Raw genomic sequence first — 19,728 nt, 5'->3', positions numbered from 1 at the left:
CGAAGTTGGTAGTCATTTGCCAAAGGCTACGCGCCCCGGGCCGATGACTATTAATTAAGTACCGTATCCTCGACCACGTGCCCGCCGCGAATGCGGATCATTCGGCCGGTTTTGGCGGCTAATTCGAGGTCGTGCGTAACCACCACGAGGGTCGTGCCGGCTTCGCGGTTTAGCTCGAAGAGCAGGTTCTCGACAGTGGCGCTCGTGTCTTCGTCGAGGTTGCCGGTTGGTTCATCGGCAAACAGAATGGCCGGCCGGTTGGAGAACGCTCGGGCCAGCGATACGCGCTGTTGTTCGCCGCCCGACAGTTGGAGCGGGTAATGGTGCCCCCGGTTACCCAGTCCTACCCGGTCGAGCAGATCACGGGCGATACGCTCGGCACCACGCTGACCGCGTAGCTCAAGCGGCACCATCACGTTTTCGAGGGCCGTGAGGGTAGGCAACAACTGAAAATTCTGAAAAATAAAGCCGACGTGCTGGTTGCGTACCGCCGCCCGCTGATCCTCGTTGAGGGTATCGAGTTGCACGCCATTGAGCCAGACACTGCCTGAGGAAGCCCGGTCGAGGCCTGCGCAGAGACCCAGGAGAGTGGTTTTGCCGCTGCCGCTGGGACCAACAATGGCGAAGGTGTCGCCCGGCTGTAAACTGAAACTAACGTCGTGGAGAACGGTAAGCGTCTGACCGGCACTCTGATAGGTTTTGGTCAGGTTATCAACGCGTAAACTCATAAGTCAGGTTGTCTGAAAACACAGTCACTACTGTTCGGTGTTGTTTGGGTATAACTGTATTGACTTTATTTTCGTCGCGGCTAAGCCACAGAATTGGGCTGATCGGTCAGAATGCGGTATAAACTGCTTCGCTGATACGGTAAACCCGTATTTACGCGTCCATTCCACAACACGTAGCGCCTATGCATGAAACCGTACTCCTGGCCCTGGGCCTTCTGCTCACGATGTCGTTGCTGGCGACGCTGGCGCACCGACTGCGGATTCCCACCCCTATTTTTCTGGTCGTGGGCGGGCTGCTCGTCAGTTTGCTGCCGGGTGTACCGCGCATTGCCCTTGAACCCGACCTGATCTTTCTGGTCTTTCTGCCGCCACTGCTGTACGAAGCGGCTTGGTATACTTCATGGCGCGAACTTTGGCGGTGGCGACGCATTGTGCTGGTGCTGGCGTTCGGGCTGGTGATGCTGACGGCAACGGCTGTGGCCTATACGGCGGTCTGGGTTATTCCCGGCTTCACGCTGGCGATGGGTTTTCTGCTAGGGGGCATTATTTCGCCGCCCGATGCCGTGGCGGCTACCTCCGTGCTCCGCGACGTCGACGTACCCAAAAGCAGCGTTAGTATCCTCGAAGGCGAAAGCCTCATCAACGACGCGGCCAGCCTGATCGTGTTCCGGTTTGCGCTGAGTGGCGTAGAGACAGGTACGTTCGACTGGCAGGCGATCGCGCTTTCATTTGTCTCGGTCACGCTGATCGGGGTGGCGACGGGGTTGGGCGTGGCTGGTGTATTCTACTGTCTGCACCGCTGGTTGAACCTGCAACTGCGCATCAGCATCCTGTTTACGTTTATTTCGCCCTATGTCATGTACCTGCTGGCCGAGGAGTTGCACGGGTCGGGCGTCATTGCTGTGGTGAGCGGGGGGCTTTTTCTCTCCACGCAAAGCCATCAGCTGTTTAACCACTCGATGCGCCTGCAAAATTCATCCATGTGGGCCACCATTATTTTCGTGATTAATGGCATTGTCTTTACGCTCATTGGTCTGGAACTTCCCGTCATTCTCGACGAACTGAAGCAATACAGCTATCCATTGTCTACGTCGCTCGGATATGGCCTGCTGATGGCCGCTCTGGTTATTGTCGTGCGGCTGGTGTTTTCCCTCTTTGCTTCCGTTTTTACCGATATCGCCGGGCGGTTTATTACTGTGGCGGTGCGTAACGTGGGCTGGCGGGGACCCGTCGTGCTGGGCTGGGCGGGCATGCGGGGCGTGGTTTCGCTGGCGGCGGCCCTGTCGGTACCGCTGGCGTTGCCCAACGGAGCCGATTTTCCGCAGCGTCCTCTGCTGTTGCTCATCACGTTTGTCGTGATCCTGGTCACGCTGGTGCTGCAAGGTCTCACGCTGCCGATGCTCGCCCGTTGGGTACGTCCCCAGGAACTCATCGACCGCCTGCCCGACGACGTGCAGGAAAAGCTGATCAAACGGCAGTTGCAGAAAGCGGCCCTCCGAGAACTGAACCTACACTATAAGGATAAAGTAGCGGATAACCCGCTGATGGACGATCTGAAACGCCGCCTGGAAACCTTTTTGTTTGCGACGAAGCTGACCAATTCACCCGAAGATCGCCAGTTACTTACCACCTATAAAGAAGCCATGGAGCGGCTGCATCAGGCCAAACGTGCAGAGCTGACGCGGTTGGGCAAGGAACAAAAAATGGATAAGGAGATCCTGATGAAAGCGGAAGCCCAGCTTGATCTGGAGGAAGAAAAACGCGATCATCCGATTCGCTAGCGGTTTCGTTTGCCTGCGACCGCCCGGGTTTGGCCGGCTCGGCAAACGGAAACGCGTATTCGTGGGTTAACTAAAGCGAAAAGATCGTTTGCCCTTCGACCAACCTGAATCTATGCAAGTCATTACCCGCGTTACGGCGCTGCTCATGCTGGCTGGCTTTTTGAGCTGCCAAACCAAAACCGATACGGCTACCCAAACCACCACGGCCGCCGATTCTACGGCTACTACCGCCTCAGCGGCTTCAACCAAAAAAGTGATTGTTTTCTTCGGGAATAGCCTGGCTGCCGGGTACGGCCTCGACAACACCGCCGACGCCTTCCCGAACCGGATTGGCGCGCGGATCGACTCACTGGGCTTGCCCTACCGCGTCGTCAACGCCGGCTTGAGTGGCGAAACCACCGCCGGTGGCCGTAGCCGCGTGGGCTGGATTCTGCAACAGGCCGGACGTGGCACCGCCGTTGATGTTTTCGTGCTCGAACTGGGGGGCAACGATGGCCTGCGCGGTATCCCGCTTAAGTCGTCGCGTGAGAACTTGCAGGCCATTATCGATACCGTCCGGCTGCAAAACCCGCAGGCCAAAGTGGTGATTGCCGGGATGCAGATTCCGCCCAACCTGGGACGTACCTACACGACTGAATTTCGCGATTTATTCAAGGAGCTGGCGACCAGAAACAAGGCCGTCCTGATTCCGTTTTTGCTCGAAGGGGTAGGTGGTGATCCTAAACTGAACCAGCCCGACGGCATTCATCCCAACGTGCAGGGCCACCGCATCGTGACTGAAACCGTCTGGAAGGTCATTGGCCCGATGCTTCAGGCGAGCTAACCGAGTTGGGGTGTATGGATGGTTTGTTCGCAACAGAGTGCTGATGCCTGGTCGAGGGCTAAGCGTCGGTAACACTCCCGCATTCATAATGCCTATGGCTAGTGACGCTCGCTTCACAATAAAATGGGCGAAAAACAGTACCCTTATTAGTATCCCTTTGGTCCTCATGCAAAAAGTACTCATTACACTACTCGGCCTGTTTGTGGGCGGGCAAGCCGTATTGGCTCAGTCTGCGTCGCCCGATTACCGGCCGCACTATCACTTTACACCGCCTCAAAACTGGATCAACGACCCCAACGGACTGGTCTATTACGACGGTGAATACCATTTGTTTTACCAGCATAACCCGTTTGGCAACGAGTGGGGCCACATGAGTTGGGGGCATGCCGTCAGCCCCGATCTGCTGCGCTGGGAACATCTGCCCGTGGCGATCCCCGAGTTTACCAACCCCGATACCAAGGCGCAGACAGCCATTTTTTCGGGAAGTTCGGTGATCGACAAAGGCAACAAAAGCGGTCTTTGCCCAACCGGCACCAAAGACTGCATGATCGCGGTGTACACTGGCAATGTGACGAAGGGCGATCAGCAACTGGCGCAGTACCAGAATCTGGCTTACAGCGCCGACAAGGGACGTACCTGGACGCAGTACGCCAAGAATCCGATCGTCGACATCGGCAGCAAGGAGTTTCGTGACCCGAACGTGTTCTGGTATGCGCCGCAGCAAAAATGGGTGATGGCAACGGTGAAAGCCACGGAGCACCGGGTTGCGCTCTATGAATCGAAAGACCTGAAGAACTGGGAATTCATGAGCCATTTCGGGAATGTCGGCGACACCAGCAAGGTGTGGGAATGCCCGGCGCTCATGCCCGTGCCGATTCAGAATGAAAAAGGGAAAAGCCGTTGGGTGCTGTTCATTTCGGCGGGCCACCCGCAGGCCGATTACGTGGGCATGCAGTATTTCGTGGGTACGTTCAACGGCAAAGAGTTCAAGCTCGATCCGGCCAATCCCCGGCCTATTGCGCCGAGTGTGATGAACGTTGTCGATTGGGGGAAAGACTATTACGCGGCGATTCAGTATAACAACCTCCCGACCGAGCAGCCCGGCCCGGTAATGGTTGGTTGGCTCAACAACTGGGCGTACGCCAATCACCTGCCCACGACACCGTTCAAGGGAGCGATGTCGTTGCCCCGGCGCATTGCCTTGAAACGTACCCGGACGGGCCTCCAACTGATTCAGCAGCCGATCGAGGGGGTAACGCGCCTGCGCGGCGACCGGTGGATTCAGAAGATTCTGCGCCTGACCAACCAGAGCCAACCACTCGACCAAAATACCACCAACGCCTACGAACTGGAACTGGAGATTGTGCCCGGCGCGGCCAAAACGGTGGGCCTGAAACTGGCCAAAGGACCTAAATCCGAAACCATTCTGCAATACACCGACGGCCTGCTGCAACTGGATCGCCGCCGCTCGGGCAATGTGTCGTTCGATAAGCGATTTGCCAGCATCGAAGAGGCGCCGGTTGCCTTGCAGAATGGCGTGCTGAAGCTGCGCATCTTCGTCGACAAGTCGATTATCGAAGTGTTTGCCAACAACGGCGAACGGGTTATCACCGATCAGATTTTTCCCAATCCGGCCACGGGCGATACACCATCGGGTGGTATCGAACTCTTCGTCGATGGCGGCAGCGCCGTGTTCAAAAATATCACCCGCTGGACGTATAAAAAGCCGTAAGCTGGGTTTAATGTTTGATGTCTAAAGTTTGAAGTTGAGCGATTCAGTTTTGTGCAGTCAGGTCCCCGACCTGACTGTTTTTTGGATCCCCGATCCAGCGTTGACAAACACACCCTCACTGGTTGAAAATCAGTTTGCTTTTGGCAGGTAGATTTTCGTTCGCTGGATCAGGGATCCAAAGAGCAGTCAGGTCCCCGACCTGACTGCACGCTCAACGTTAAACATCAAACGTCAAACACCTACAAACTAACCTCCTGCTTGCCGGGGACCAGATTCAGGCTGCGGCCCTGCCAGCGGAGGGTACCGCGCAGACCGGGTGGGAGCGTGACGTTGCCCCGCAACGTGCCGGTCGGGGTTTTCTCGAACCGCACCGAAATGTCGCCGCTGGGGTGGGGGAGGGTACCCTCGGCGCTTGGCAACGTACCCAGATACGGCTCGATTTTCACCGACCGGAAACCGGGCTCGGCGGGGTTGATCCCGCAAACCGTCGACAGAAACTCATAAACGGGCGAGGCGCTCCAGGCGTGGCAGTCGGAGCGGGTTGGTTCAGGGTTTTCGGCGAAGGTGGTCAGGCCGTTGGCGATCATCGTGTGCCAGGGTTGTAGCTGCGGGATAAACTCGTCGCCCAGGCCGTTCTTTTTCAGCGCCTGAAACAGATAGAATTTAAAGTAATAAGTGGCAGGCCGGAGGCTGTCGGCAGGCGCGCTGGCCAATACTTTTTTCAATACGTCGCGCTGTTGGCTGGCCGGAATGGCGTTGGTCAGCACGGCGAAAATGTTGGCGTGCTGGCTGAATTTGGTCTTGGCCGGGGTGTCGGCAATCAGCCCTTTGGCGGGCACCCAGCAGCGGTCCATCACGGCTTTGTTGAGGCGGCGGGCCAGTTCGCGGTAGTGCTCGGCGCGTTCGTTCCGACCATAATGGGCAAACAGGTCGGCCGCTCGCAGGTACGTATACGCCTGTTGAAGCGTCAGCACGCTCGACCCACCGAATTTGGCGCCGTCGGGTACGCCCCCCAGCCGTTCGCTTTCATTCCACGGCCACGACCAGTCGACGAAATTCCACCACATCAGCGGTCCGTTGAGGCTGGTCTGGCGGTCGAGGCGGTTTTCGTGCCAGGTCATAACGGCTTCGATACCGGCCAGGCGATCGCTCACAAAGGCGTCGTCGCGGCGGTGCATCCAGTAGTCGTGCACCATACACACCCAGAACAGCGAGAACGTCGGGATCACCTGCGGATCGGCGCAGGGGTAGCGGCTTTGGGTGAGGCCGTCGGCGATGCGGCTCTGGTCATAGTCCAGAATAGCGTTGCGCATGAGTCGGTCGTCGCCCGCCACGTAGAGCGAAATCAGCGCCTGAATGCGGGTATCGCCCACGTACTGCAACTGCTCGTAATAGGGACAGTCGTAGTAGGTTTCGCCCGCGCAGAGCCGCGCCGTGCGCCAGCCCACCTCCCAGACGCGAGCGAGGCTGCTGTCGGGCGAGGCGAACCGCGCTTTCTGTTCAAACGGATACCCTGTAAAATCGCCCTGTAGATTGTTGATCGTCAGGGGCTCGTCTTTGGTGTCGATAGCCAGTTGCAGGTAGCGGTAGGTCCGAAACCAAAGCGGGCGAAACAGGCGGCGCGAGCCACCATCGGCGATGAACACGTCTTCAATGCCCATAATCTGTTTGCCCTCTACCTCGTTGCGGTTGCCCTTCTGCCGGTTAGCGTCGAACAGCCCTTCGGCGTAGGTTAGCGTTAACGAGGCGGCTTTTCCGGCTGATACCGTCAGTTCAGGATAGGCGTTGGTGAGCGTTTTCTGGTCGAACAGAATAACGGCGCGGGTGTTGGCCGGAATGGTCAGTTCGCTGTTGCCCTGCACAAACCCGTCAGGTACGTTCACGCCGCTCGCCCGCCGCACGGCGTTGAGTCGAACCGGCTGGCTCTCCATCGCCGGAATGGGGCGGGGCACAAGCGCCCAGTTGCCATCGGTACCGGTGCCGCGCGGTTTGGCGGGGAAACCATAGGGTTTGGCGGCGAGCCAGCGGCTATCGTCGAAACCCGGCTGTTCCCAACCCCACGGATACTGCCCTGCATCGACCCGTTCGCCATCGCCCACGACGATATACGTCCGCAGCTTGCCGCCATCCACTTTGACGGGTGAATAGGCCGGATTTTGCGCCACCTTCCAGCTCGCGTTGGTATTGACCGACGCTTCAGCCGGGCTGTCGCCCTGCATCACAAAGCCCAACTGATAACTCATCTGCGCCAACGGAGCCGACTCGGCCAGGTGCCAGACCTGCGCGGCCAGCGTGTTGGTGCCCGCTTGCAGAAACGGCGCCAGATCGATCGTTTCGTAGTGCCAGTGTTGCGTATCGCCCCGGGCCGGGCCCATCGTAACGTATCGGCCATTGACGAACAGCCGGTAACGGTTATCGGCCGATACGTGCACGACAAACCGAGCCGGCTTTTGGGGCAGGCTGATTGTCTTGCGGAAATGGTAAACGCCATATTGCCGGGCAAGGGCCGTAGGGTGCGTGAGCCATTTGGCCTCCCACGGAATCGTTTGCCACGTACCCGGCGATTCGGCTGGTTGCGACGACTGATAGACTGGTTGCGCGTGTAGCGACACGCTGGTAAGGAGCAGGAGTTGGAATACGAGACGCATGGACCAAAGATAACAGTCGGTCGGATGCGTTGCTGTTTGTTGGTTTCGTCGTGCCCGATCCTAACTGCTTTTCAGCAACCCCTCCGGGACACTTAACTCGCCGGTTTTGGGGTCGATCAGGCCGTTGCGCTCGTCTTCAATATCGGTCGCCTGCGTGTAGATGTCGCCGGCGATGGGTCGGTTGCGGAGTTCCTGCTTAAACTGCCGGATCCGATCCGTGCGGCTGGCTGAATCGTCTGGTCCACCGTAATTAGCAAAGCCAAAACCGCCCCATTCACTCACCACCAGTGGGACCTGCCGCCGGTAGAAGAAGGGATCGCCCACCACCAGCGGAAAGGCCGCCGTGCCCTCAAGTTCACCGTTCACCAGCCGGTCCAGCACGTAGCGCCAGTGGGCGAGGTCGGGGGTGTAGAGGTGGGCCGTAAGTAGGTCGGATTTCAGCCGGCCTTCCTGCGAAATATGGTGCCAGCCGTCGTTGTCGACTACCAGAAACTGCGGGTGGTAAATCTGCATGTAATGGTAGGTGTCGGTGATGTACTGCCGGGTTTCGGGGTTGACGGCGATGTCTTCGGCTCCCCAGTCTTCGTTATACAAACTCCAGATAATCACCGACGGATGCGTCTCGATCAGCGCCAGCATGCGATCCAACTCGGCGCGGTGGTTCTGTCGGCTTTTCTTGTTGGAGCGGTGCGGACTCGGCACTTCTACCCAAAGCAGTAAGCCCAATTCATCGGCGAGGTTGTACAGGCGCGGATCGATTCCGGCGATGTGCACGCGTACGAGGTTGCAGCCCACCGCCTGCATGGCGTAAAAATGGCGCTGCATTTCTTCGTAGGTGGCCTGCCCCGGCTGGTATAGGATACCGTCCAGGTACGTTGCCGCTCCGTTGAGGTACACGCAACAACCCCGCGCTTCGACCTTCCGAAGCCCAAAATGCGCCTCGATCTGCGCCCGATTTCCCCGGCTGTCGATGAGTTGCGCCGTGAGCCTGTAGAGGTGCGGGTCTTGCGGCGACCAGAGCCGGGCATTGGGCAATTCGGCCACGACGCGCTGGTTTTTCTGGCCAAACTCAAGGTGCAATGGAAATTCCTCGACGGCGAGCGGCTCGGCGTTACTGCCATCATGCTCGTCGATCTGTAGCCGGATCACGTAATCGCCGGGGTCGTGAATGCGTGTGGTGAGATTGAACCGCACCAGGTTGTCCTCGATAATGCTTACCACGCCAACCCGCGACCGCAGCCGGTTGCGCTCGACGGTTTCGAGCCATACGCTCCGAACCGCGCCGGTGTAGGTCTGGTACCAGATACCTCCCCGTTTATACACGCTCGATTCCTGCTTCCCCCGCGGAATGTCGGCGTCCATAGTGTCGGCAATTCGCACCGTGAGGCGGTTAACGGGCCGAAGCAACTTTTCGCCCAGCTCATACGAGAACGAGGTGTATTCGCCGTAGTGAACGGCTTCCTCCTCAATGGTTTGGAGCCGTTTGCCGTTGAGCCATACCTGCGTTTCGTAGCCGCACGCCCCAAACGTAAGCTGAAACATGGGCAGCGGCGCGTCGGTGTGGGTACGTTCGGGTAGCTCAAAGTCGCGTTCATACCAGACCACCACCTGATCTTGCCAGCCCGATTCGGGCCAGTTGGGTACGTTGCCGCCCTGATGGGCCTGGGCGATATGTTCTTCTACCGAACCCGGCCAGTGCGCCCGTTGCGAATAGGTATGGCCCGCCTGCCAGTTTTGCGCCAGCCCTTCGTCGGCCAGATCCCACTCGAAATGCCAGTCGCCGTCGAGTAGCAGGTACGTATTGGCACGCAGGACCGCGCGGGGCAGTGGGTTGATCGGGACGGGGGTCAGGGCGGGGGTTGGCTCACTTTCGGTAGCGTTGCGGTTGGCAAAGGGGGGCTGCATCGGATCAGGGGTTATCCCTGCCTAACCCGCCTGACGGGAATGCGTTCGTGAATATGAGCGTAGGGGCGTGGGGGCTAAGAGCAAGGCATTGCGGGGATGGCACGGGGTTGCGTGGATAGCAGGGCATTGTGCCCGATCAACGGAGTGAGTTCCCCTGCCATCCATGCCACCCCCGCCCTGCCTTTTCCGCCCTACTTCATTTCCCGCAGGCAGAAGCCGTACATCACGGCGAAGAGCACGCTAAAAAAGGCACCGAAGGAGGTATTGAAGCCGGCGAAACCGACAAAGTAGAGCGGCAGTGCGATGCCCAGTACGACGCCCGCTACGTAAATGTAAAAGCCCACTTTACGCAGCCGAAACATGAGCGCCACCCCAACGAGCGTAATGAGCGAATACACCAGTTGCGAGAGGCTGAGCTGACGCACCACCCGCGGGTTTTCGGGCGTGGGGTTGTCGGCGTTGGCGCCCCGGTCTTCGTAAAAGGAGTTGGGATTCGTACGGTCGGCGGGTGGCGGGGTGGCGGGCTCGCGGGCGGTCTGTACCGTGTTGGCGACCCGCTCGGGATCGGCCAGGGCGATGCTGCTTTCGATCAGGCCCCACCCGCAACTGAGGAAGGAAAACACACAAAGAATGGTCAGGAACTGAGAGCGCATGAGGCAGATGAAGTCAATGAATGAAGACGGACGAGCGGGGTAATTGGTTCGGCTGCTAACTAACCTTGGACTTTGATGGTTTGATCTTGGACTTTGCCCGTTGACGCTTAGCTTTACCCCAAAACAAACGACAATATTAACCACAGTTTTGACCAGATTATGACACTTCAGGAACTGACTGATAACATCCGCTCCCGCGTAGCCAACGCCGACTCGCTCGATGCCACTGCCAAACTCGTTACGGATCAGGGGGTTGTTTTCATCAACGCCAAACAATCACCGGCCACCGTTTCCAACGACGACGCCCCCGCCGACTGCGAAATGCACGTTAGTGTCGATAACCTCGAGAAGATGGGAACGGGCGATCTGAACCCAATGATGGCCTTCATGACGGGCAAGCTCAAAGTGAAAGGCGACATGGGTGTGGCCATGAAGCTGGGGCAGGTTATGGGGTAGATTGCAGCGAAAGCGAGTGAATAAGCCAAAGAGTGATTATCTTGTACAAGGAAAAAGTAGGTTACCGTCGTCTTAGTCGGCTATTTGATCCAGTACCCACTCCTCGGCTCATTCACTCTTTTTCGTTCCAAAAACCTTGACCTCTCGCAGAACCTTTATCAAATCGGGCGCGCTGGCCGCCGCCGCGTTCACCATTGTACCCCGGCACGTGCTGGGCAAAGGCTACGTGGCGCCCTCCGATAAGCTGAACATTGCCGCCGTTGGCTGTGGTGGCAAGGCCGATTACAACATTCAGCAGGCTTACAATGGCGGCACCGACAACATCGTTGCGCTTTGCGACGTCGATGATCGGCAGGCCAAAAAATACCGCGAAAAATTTTCGTCGGCTCCCTATTTCCGCGATTACCGCGAGATGCTCGATAAGGCCGGCAAGACCATTGATGCGGTCATCGTGACTACGCCCGACCACATGCACGCCCCGATCGCGATGGCGGCCATGAACCTGGGCAAACACGTGTATGTCGAGAAACCCCTTACGCACGACATCTACGAAGCCCGGATGCTCACCGAAGCTGCCCGGCGCAACAAGGTGGTCACGCAGATGGGCAATCAGGGCAGCAGCGGCGACGCCACCCGCTACGTAGAAGCTCTGATTCAGAACAAGGTGATTGGCCACGTGCACACGGTGTATTGCTGGACCAACCGCCCCACCTGGCCGCAGGGTGTACAGTCGCCCAAAGACAAAAAAGAATCGCAGCCTGTACCGGGTGAAGTCGACTGGAACAAGTGGCTGGGAACGGCCCCCTACCGCGACTACCACCCGGCCTACATGCCGTTTCGCTGGCGGGGTTATTGGGACTTTGGTACCGGCGCGCTGGGCGATATGGGCTGTCATTTTATCGATGTGCCGTTTCGGGCGCTCAACCTCAAATACCCTACCTCGGTCGAGTGCAGTGTCGGGTCGGTATACGCCGATTTCTTTCAGGAAGCGTTCTTCGACGATGTGTGTCCGCCCTCGTCGACCGTGCATATGACCTTCCCCTCCAACGACCGGAAGGTGAACGAGATCAAATTTTCGTGGTTCGATGGCGGCATCCGGCCCCCGCTGCCCGATGGCGTTACCTACGAACAGGTGTTTTCGGATATCGACGGCGGCATGTTATTCATGGGCACGAAAGGCATGCTCTCGGCTGGACTGTTCGGAAATAATTATAAGCTGCTTCCGGTCGAGAAATTCGACGGACAAGCAATGCCCTCGCCCATTCGACCACTCGTTGAGGGGAAAACCGAGGGGCATCAGCAACAGTGGGTCAAAGCCTGCAAACAAGGCTTTGGCGCCTACACCTCGTCGGGTTTCGATACGGCCGGGCCACTCACCGAAACCGTGCTGATGGGTAACCTGGCCACCCGCAGCTATATGGCGCGGGAGGGCAATCAATTTTTAGGCCGAAAAAAGCTGCTGTGGGATGGCGATACAATGCGTATTACCAACTTCGATTATGCGAATCAATTTGTAAAACGAACCTACGCAAACGGCTACACATTGTAGCGTGGATTTTTGCAATTACTTAAGTAAAAAGGGAGAATAAAACCGCCGGGTTTTACGCTCCCTTTCTTTTTTGAAAAAAAGTAGCCCGAAAACGGGTTTTTCGTGTGGCCAAATCAGGCTAAAACAGTCTCTAGTGTTACTTGAAAATCCGTCGATAAATTAAAGTCTAACTTTTAATAGAATGTGTTGTACAAAACAATGAAAATCTAAAAACTGAGTTTGTTGAACATAGTGAAATTTTAACATGTATTTGATTGGTTTTCAGGTTTATCCGTCTTGGTTGCTTCCGTATAAATACTTGAACAATGCTTTTCCTGTCAGTTGATCTGGTGACTTATAGATAGACTTAGTGAACGGCATTTAGGCGTAATTTTTGTCTGAATTTGTACACTTATGAGATCACTTTTATCCATCTATGTTTATTTGTTGTTTGTGTCTTTGTGTGAAGCACAAACTCAACCGCCTAGCCGCTACACGATTAGTGGCTATGTCCGGGAAATGGGGAGCCATGAAGCACTGCTGGGGGCTACCGTTCGGGTAGCGGATAAGCAACTAGGCACCCAATCAAATACATTTGGCTTTTACTCAATTACCTTGCCCGAAGCCGACTCCGTTTCGCTTATTTTCTCGCTAGTAGGCTACCAACCTCAGGTACGTACCGTGTCGCTGCATGAAGCGCAGACGTTTACGGTTGAACTGATGGCGGGCGAGCAACTGCGGGAAGTGGTGGTCAGTGGTGAAAAGCAGCACGAGCGAGTGAGCGAAACGGCGCAGATGAGCCAGATCGATCTGCCCATCGCCCAGATCAAGAAAGTGCCCGCCCTGCTGGGAGAGAAAGACGTGCTCAAGGTGCTGCAACTCATGCCCGGGGTGCAAAAAGGCTCCGAGGGGCAGTCGGGTCTGTATGTGCGGGGTGGAGGTCCCGACCAGAACCTGATCGTGCTGGACGATGCGGTGGTGTACAACGCCAGCCATTTATTTGGTTTTTTCTCGGTCTTCAACGGGGATGCTTTGAAGAGTGTGGAGCTGACCAAGGGTGGTTTTCCGGCCCGCTACGGGGGGCGGCTCTCCTCGGTCATCGATCTGACGATGAAAGACGGGTCCCGCGATCAATTACATGGTGAAATAGGGGTGGGGGCTATCGCAGCCCGGGCCACGCTGGAAGGCCCCCTGTTTTCGCCTAAAAATGGCAAGCGTGCGCCGGCTTCGTTTATTATCTCGGCCCGGCGAACGTACCTGGACGTGCTGGCCGCGCCGCTCATCAAGCGCCAGACCAATGGCGAGAGCAGTGCCGGCTACTTTTTTTACGACCTGAACGCCAAGATCAATTATGACCTCGGCCCCCGCGATAAGATCTACGTAAGCGGCTACTTTGGTCGCGACAAGTTCAATTCGGCTAACAACGTCGACAAGACGGGCATTGGACTGGGCTGGGGGAACGCCACCGCCACACTGCGCTGGAATCACCAGTTCAGCCAGAAACTATTTGCCAATACGTCGCTGATTTTCAGTGACTACGGTTTTAAAATAAACGCCGACCAATTGGTGGGCGATCAGAGCCGATTCATTCTCGATTACACGTCGGGCATTCGGGATTACGGTTTCAAACACGACCTCGACTACTACCCCCTGCCCAACCACGCTATGCGGTTTGGTGTGCAGGTGACCGACCACCAGTTTACGCCCAGTGCGATTGTGCTTGAAAACCAGGCACTGGCGTCGATCAAGCGCGAAGTGGAGCGGATCGACGTGCTGGAGGCTGGCGTCTATGCCGAAGATACCTGGCAACCGGGTCGGCACTGGCGTATCAACGGCGGGCTGCGGCTCAGTTCGTTCAGAGCAAAAGAGGTGAGCTACATACAGCCTGAGCCACGCCTGTCGATGGCCTATTCGTTTGGAGCCAACTGGGCAGCCAAGGCATCGTATTCGCTCATGAACCAATACGTGCACCTGCTGAGCAATACGGGCGTGGGGCTCCCAACAGATTTGTGGGTGCCTACCACCGACCGGGTAAAACCGCAGCAATCGCAGCAGTGGGCCGTGGGGCTGGCCAAAGATGTGCCGAAAGCCGATCTGGCCATTACGGTTGAGGGCTATTATAAGCGGATGAATAACATCATCAACTACAAGGAGGGCGCCAGTTTTCTGCTCATCAACGATCCGGGTTCGGCGCAGCAGGTACGTTGGGAAGACAACGTAACGGCGGGCCGGGGCTGGAGCTACGGCGGCGAGATACTGCTACAGAAAAAAGAAGGCCGGTTTAGCGGCTGGGTGGGCTACACACTCTCCTGGACGCAGTGGCAGTTTGCCGATCTGAACAACGGGCAACCCTTCTTCCCTCGTTATGATCGTCGTCACGACATATCGTTGGTCGGGATATATGATTTTACGCCCAACCTCACGGTATCGGCTACCTGGGTTTACGGTACCGGGCAGGCCCTGACGATCCCGAACTCACGCTACCGATCGTTTGGTCTGAGCAACAGCTTCGACTACATCCGCGACAGCAAAGACAACATCATCGGGGTCAAACCCCGCCCGTTTCAGGCCGATCTGGGCGTGCGCGATTTCGGCGACAGCAAGAACACATTCCGGGCCGAACCCTATCACCGCCTCGACGTAAGTGTACAGCTACGGCGTCGGCGTCGGCAACATCAGAGTGTTTGGGAGTTTAGCGCCTATAACGCCTATAATCGCCAGAATCCGTTCTTCTACAACATCGAAAGCGTACGCGCTGCGCCGGATAAGCCCAGCACCAGCGTACTCTACAAGTACTCGGTGTTCCCGATTGTGCCGTCGATCAACTACACCTACAAGTTTTAACCTCGTCTGGTCGCTACATTCCCCAGACGCCATCAACAACCAGTTGTGACTATCATTTATCCAATCATGAGAATCTTGCTCGTGGGTTTGCTTACGGCTATCGTGCTGAGTGCCTGCACGAGCCTGCGAACCGAAATTGACCCTGCCGAACTGCCAGGCGAGCCCGAAAAGCTGGTCGTGTATGGCTACATCTCGCCGCAGGATACCCTTCTGTCGGTGCGGGTGGGTCGGTCGAAACCGGTGCTGGGCGACGGCGCCGAAGCCGTTCCCTTCAACATCACCAACGCGACCGTATCTATTAGCAACGGTAGCCAAGCGGTAAAACTGACCTACAATTCAACGGATCAGATTTACCGAATCAAGGCAACCGCACTGCCGATCCGCGTTGGGCAGACTTACACGCTCGACGTGAGTACGCCCGATGGCAAACGCGTAACAGCTCAGGCCAGCATTCCTAAACCGATCGCCATTCAGTCGGTGCGTATCGACTCGACAATCGTTGATGCGGGAACCAGTTGGAAAAAGTCGTACCTGATGACCATCAACTGGCAGGACCCCGTGGGCGAAGAAAACTATTACCGGTTTGGCGGTACGTTCAACTGGAACCCCAGCCAGAGCTACCCCATCGAAGGGCAACCAAAGCCACCAGTTGTTACGTTGCGGCCGATTACGTTTCAACGCGAAAACACAACGGGCAATCTAGTGGCCGATATAAATCAGGACGGGGTTGTGCTAAGCAGCCAGTCGTCGACGGAGGTTGTGAATGTAAGCATAGACGATAAAGTGCCGAATGCCCAGACGCAAGTGGCGAGAGTTCGGCTTAGCAGCGTGTATCCGGGAGCTACTATCACCGCCCAGCTTCTGCACCTCGAAAAGCTTTATTACCGTTACGCCAATGCGGTTATCAATCAGCGCCGTAACCGCGATAACCCCTTTGCCGAACCCGTGTTGATTCCTTCTAATGTTGTGGGTGGGTTGGGGTGTTTTGTGGGGTATAACCGCACCGATAAGGCGATCCAACTGCGTTAACCGCGGTCGGTTGTCAAATAAATTGGCGTATGTGTTTAATTAGTGGGTATTATTTTCGCGGATGAGTCAACGCTTTACAACGATTCGTTGCTAAGCTGACTCATCCATGAAAATACCAGTTAATGAAAACACGCTTACTCGTTGTCTGGCTGAGTTGTCTGGGTGCAACCGGCGCATACAGTCAGCCGACATCAACACGCAACGTACCGACCGTTACCATCAGTGGCTATGTCCGCGAAGCAGGCTCACAGGAGGCACTGATTGGGGTCAATGTCTACCAGTCGGGTGATCAAACCGACCGACTGCGGCCCGGAACTACAACGAACACGTACGGCTTTTACTCGCTGACCGTTCCGGCACAGGATAGCCTGCAACTTACCTACTCGATGGTCGGCTATGCTGTAGCGCAGCAGCGCATCGGTGCGCAGAAAAGTCAGACCATCAACGTATTGCTGGTTGCCGGGAAACAACTGAGCGAAGTGGTCGTGCGCTCATCACGAGCCGACGAAAAGGTTAGCGAAACGGCGCAGATGAGCCAGATCGATCTGCCCATCGCCCAGATCAAGAAAGTGCCCGCCCTGCTGGGGGAGAAAGACGTGCTTAAGGTGCTGCAACTCATGCCCGGGGTGCAGAAAGGCTCCGAGGGGCAGTCGGGCCTGTATGTGCGGGGTGGGGGTCCCGACCAGAACCTGATCGTGCTGGACGATGCGGTGGTGTACAACGCCAGCCATTTATTTGGTTTTTTCTCGGTCTTCAACGGGGATGCTTTGAAGAGTGTGGAGCTGACCAAGGGTGGTTTTCCGGCCCGCTACGGGGGGCGGCTCTCCTCGGTCATCGACCTGAACATGAAGGACGGCAACAAGGAAAAACTGCATGGCGAGGGCGGCATCGGGCTGATTGCCAGCCGACTGACGCTGGAAGGGCCGCTCACCAGAAAGAAATCAGGACCCGGCTCGACCTCGTTCCTGCTGTCGGGCCGACGAACGTACCTGGACGTGATTGCCGCGCCGCTCATTGCTGCCGAGAGCGACGGGCGAAACACCGCCGGTTATTATTTCTATGACCTGAATGCCAAAATCAACACTGAGCTAGGACCCAAAGACAAACTGTATCTGAGCGGCTATTTCGGTCGGGATAAATTCTACGCCACCGATAAGTCGGCCGACGACCGCTACAGTAGCGACAATGGGCTGGCCTGGGGAAACGCCACCGGTACGTTGCGCTGGAACCACCTGTTTTCCGATAAGGTGTTCGGTAACGCATCGCTCATCTACAGCAACTACGATTTCTCAATTCGGGCCTCGGAAAAGGACAGTTACGAGAGCCAGCCCCGCGATTTCAGCCTCCGCTACACCTCCGGTATCCGCGATGTTGGCCTGAAATACGACCTTGATTTTTACCCAAATCCGCAACATTCCTTACGGGCAGGCGTGCAGGCAACCGCGCATCGCTTCACCCCCAGCGCGGTGGTGGTGAATAATAGCCTGATCGATGAAACCCGGCTGGAAGTCGATCAGATCAATGTAACAGAAGCGGGTATCTACGCTGAGGACACCTGGAAACCGAATGCCCACTGGCGCGTAAATGGGGGCCTACGGTTGAGTGCCTTCGTGCATGATGCCGCGACCTACGTTCGGCCCGAACCCCGTTTGTCGGCAGCGTACATGATCAAGCCCAATCTGTCGGTAAAGGCTTCGTATGCACTTATGAACCAGTACGTGCATTTGCTGAGCAACACCGGCATCGGTCTGCCGACGGACCTGTGGGTACCTACAACCGACCGGGTGAAGCCGCAGCAATCGCAGCAATGGGCGGTTGGTATCGCCAAGGATTTGCCTAAAAGTGGTCTGGCGCTGACGGTCGAAGGCTATTACAAGCGGATGGACAACATCATCAATTACAAGGAAGGGGCCAGTTTTTTGCTCATCGAAGACCCCTCGTCGGCGCGGCAGGTACGTTGGGAAGACAACGTGACGGCGGGCCAAGGCTGGAGTTATGGGCTGGAGGTTCTGCTGCAAAAAAAAGTAGGGCGGTTTAGCGGCTGGATAGGCTACACCTGGTCGCGAACCGAGTGGCAGTTTGCCGAACTTAACGGGGGTAAGCCGTTTTTCCCACGCTACGATCGCCGTCATGATGCCTCGGTGGTAGGTATTTACGAGCTCAGCCCGCGTATCACGCTGTCAGGTACGTGGGTCTACGGCACGGGGCAGGCCCTGACCTTACCCTCGGCCAAATTCATTGCCTACGAGCCCGGTAGTACCGTCGAGCTGGGGTATTTTTCCAACGGCATATTCACCGGAAACCGACTTATTCCTTACAAAAACGGGCAAACCGTGAGCGATTTCGGGCAGAAAAATAGCTTCCGGGCCGAGCCCTATCACCGTTTCGACGTCAGTGTACAGTTTCACAAAAAGATGCGTAAGGGGCATGAACGTACTTGGGAGTTCAGCGCCTACAATGCCTACAACCGGCGTAATCCGTTTTTCTACGACCTGGGTTCGACCGTGCCGACACCAAACGGACAGACTCAGACCGTGCTGAAACGGTATTCAGTTTTTCCCATTGTACCATCTGTAACCTACGCCTTCAAGTTCTGATGAAAACGAGTCATCTTCTTTACGCGCTGTTACTGGTGGGCCTGTTTGGCTGCGGTGGTCTGGTTCAGGAAGTCAGTGTCGACAACATCCCCTCTGCCAAACTGCAAATGGTAGTGCAGAGCTTTATATCCCCGCAAGACACGGTCATCGCGGTCTACGTCGATTATCCTACATCAATATTGGGGTTGTACGGTAACGGGTCAGCCGATCGGTACCCATATCGGCGGCCAATCCAGGAAGCAACCGTCGATTTGTCGGACGGAACGAAGACTGTCCGGCTGACCCGGCGAAACCTACCCATTCCCCCCAACAATTATTCATCAGAGCTGTTTTACGGCGTCGATGCCCGTGAGTTTCCGATCATAGCTGGACGTACCTACACACTGACGGCATCGGCACCCGGGTTTCCGAGTGTATCAGCGCGGTGCACCGTACCAGCCCCTGTGCAGCCCGACGACATTCGCCTCGACTCAACAGTTTATATCCTGGGTAATGGTCGGCAAGTCGATTACCTGGCTCAGCTGCGCTGGCGCGACCCCGTGGGTACGCCAGCTTATTACCATGTCACTGGCAGGCTCAATGCTGATATTACCCAACCCAATTTTCAGACAGATCGTGATACAACGTACCAGACTTCGCAAACGCTTTCGCTGAATAGTGAAGAACGCTACCAGACTGACCAGAACCGGGATGGACAGTCTATGGTATCCGGCAACTTGAAAGGTACGGCTTATTACTGGCCGAAGGACGCCCCGGAATCTAGGTCAACGACTCGTTTTGCTAACGTAAGTTTGACACTGACGCTACAGCGTTACGATGAAAACCTGTACCGCTTCCGCGATGCGATTCTGCGCCAGAACAGACAAGGCGATAACCCCTTTGCTGAACCCGTACTAATCACTTCGAACATCCAGAATGGGCTTGGCTGCTTTGGGGCCTACAACGGGGCGTCACTTACCCTGAAGATCAACTAAGTCGTAGCACGCGGCCTCACCAGAACAGAA

General features: G+C 56.5%; 13 protein-coding genes. 9 read left to right on the top strand and 4 right to left on the bottom strand.

Annotated features, from left to right (window positions below; all coding sequences use genetic code 11):
* Positions 1-50 precede the first annotated feature (50 nt).
* Entirely contained in the window at positions 51-728 is a 678-nt protein-coding gene (locus tag ACAW74_RS03905) for an ABC transporter ATP-binding protein (protein ID WP_370696880.1), read from the bottom strand.
* Between the two features lie 182 nt (positions 729-910).
* Here ACAW74_RS03905 and ACAW74_RS03900 point away from each other — a divergent pair, with 182 nt between their 5' ends.
* From ACAW74_RS03900 to ACAW74_RS03890, 3 genes are all read left to right on the top strand, one after another.
* The gene (locus tag ACAW74_RS03900) at positions 911-2,509 is read left to right on the top strand and encodes a Na+/H+ antiporter (RefSeq protein WP_370696879.1); all 1,599 of its coding nucleotides are present in this window, start codon (positions 911-913) and stop codon (positions 2,507-2,509) included.
* 112 nt (positions 2,510-2,621) lie between these two features.
* On the top strand, positions 2,622-3,332 hold the full coding sequence (locus tag ACAW74_RS03895) for an arylesterase (protein ID WP_370696878.1): 711 nt from the start codon (positions 2,622-2,624) through the stop codon (positions 3,330-3,332).
* 166 nt (positions 3,333-3,498) lie between these two features.
* Complete coding sequence (locus ACAW74_RS03890) at positions 3,499-5,064, top strand: glycoside hydrolase family 32 protein (RefSeq protein ID WP_370696877.1); 1,566 nt, start codon at positions 3,499-3,501, stop codon at positions 5,062-5,064.
* A 239-nt stretch (positions 5,065-5,303) separates the two neighbouring features.
* Here ACAW74_RS03890 and ACAW74_RS03885 read toward each other — a convergent pair whose 3' ends face one another.
* The 3 genes from ACAW74_RS03885 to ACAW74_RS03875 form a co-directional block, all read right to left on the bottom strand.
* Positions 5,304-7,712, bottom strand: coding sequence for an alpha-L-rhamnosidase-related protein (locus ACAW74_RS03885; RefSeq protein WP_370696876.1), 2,409 nt, complete (start codon positions 7,710-7,712; stop codon positions 5,304-5,306).
* Between the two features lie 60 nt (positions 7,713-7,772).
* Entirely contained in the window at positions 7,773-9,617 is a 1,845-nt protein-coding gene (locus tag ACAW74_RS03880) for a glycoside hydrolase family 2 TIM barrel-domain containing protein (protein ID WP_370696875.1), read from the bottom strand.
* Positions 9,618-9,808: 191 nt separating this feature from the next.
* Positions 9,809-10,270, bottom strand: coding sequence for a hypothetical protein (locus tag ACAW74_RS03875; RefSeq protein ID WP_370696874.1), 462 nt, complete (start codon positions 10,268-10,270; stop codon positions 9,809-9,811).
* A 159-nt stretch (positions 10,271-10,429) separates the two neighbouring features.
* On the opposite strand from ACAW74_RS03875, the gene ACAW74_RS03870 reads away from it, so the two are divergent.
* The 6 genes from ACAW74_RS03870 (at position 10,430) to ACAW74_RS03845 (ending at position 19,698) form a co-directional block, all read left to right on the top strand.
* Positions 10,430-10,726, top strand: a complete 297-nt coding sequence (locus tag ACAW74_RS03870) for an SCP2 sterol-binding domain-containing protein (protein ID WP_370696873.1) — start codon at positions 10,430-10,432, stop codon at positions 10,724-10,726.
* Between the two features lie 136 nt (positions 10,727-10,862).
* On the top strand, positions 10,863-12,275 hold the full coding sequence (locus ACAW74_RS03865) for a Gfo/Idh/MocA family oxidoreductase (RefSeq protein WP_370696872.1): 1,413 nt from the start codon (positions 10,863-10,865) through the stop codon (positions 12,273-12,275).
* Positions 12,276-12,668: 393 nt separating this feature from the next.
* Positions 12,669-15,098 (top strand): TonB-dependent receptor, encoded by a 2,430-nt coding sequence (locus ACAW74_RS03860; RefSeq protein ID WP_370696871.1) that lies wholly within the window; start codon positions 12,669-12,671, stop codon positions 15,096-15,098.
* 66 nt (positions 15,099-15,164) lie between these two features.
* Positions 15,165-16,127, top strand: a complete 963-nt coding sequence (locus tag ACAW74_RS03855) for a DUF4249 domain-containing protein (protein WP_370696870.1) — start codon at positions 15,165-15,167, stop codon at positions 16,125-16,127.
* 122 nt (positions 16,128-16,249) lie between these two features.
* Entirely contained in the window at positions 16,250-18,724 is a 2,475-nt protein-coding gene (locus ACAW74_RS03850; RefSeq protein ID WP_370696869.1) for a TonB-dependent receptor, read from the top strand.
* On the top strand, positions 18,724-19,698 hold the full coding sequence (locus ACAW74_RS03845) for a DUF4249 domain-containing protein (RefSeq protein ID WP_370696868.1): 975 nt from the start codon (positions 18,724-18,726) through the stop codon (positions 19,696-19,698). The genes ACAW74_RS03850 and ACAW74_RS03845 overlap by 1 nt, the downstream gene beginning before the upstream one ends.
* The last annotated feature ends 30 nt before the right edge of the window (positions 19,699-19,728 follow it).

The organism is Fibrella musci (assembly GCF_041321105.1).
GTDB classification, from domain to species: Bacteria; Bacteroidota; Bacteroidia; order Cytophagales; family Spirosomataceae; genus Fibrella; species Fibrella musci.
This window is presented reverse-complemented; position numbering and strand designations above follow the sequence as displayed.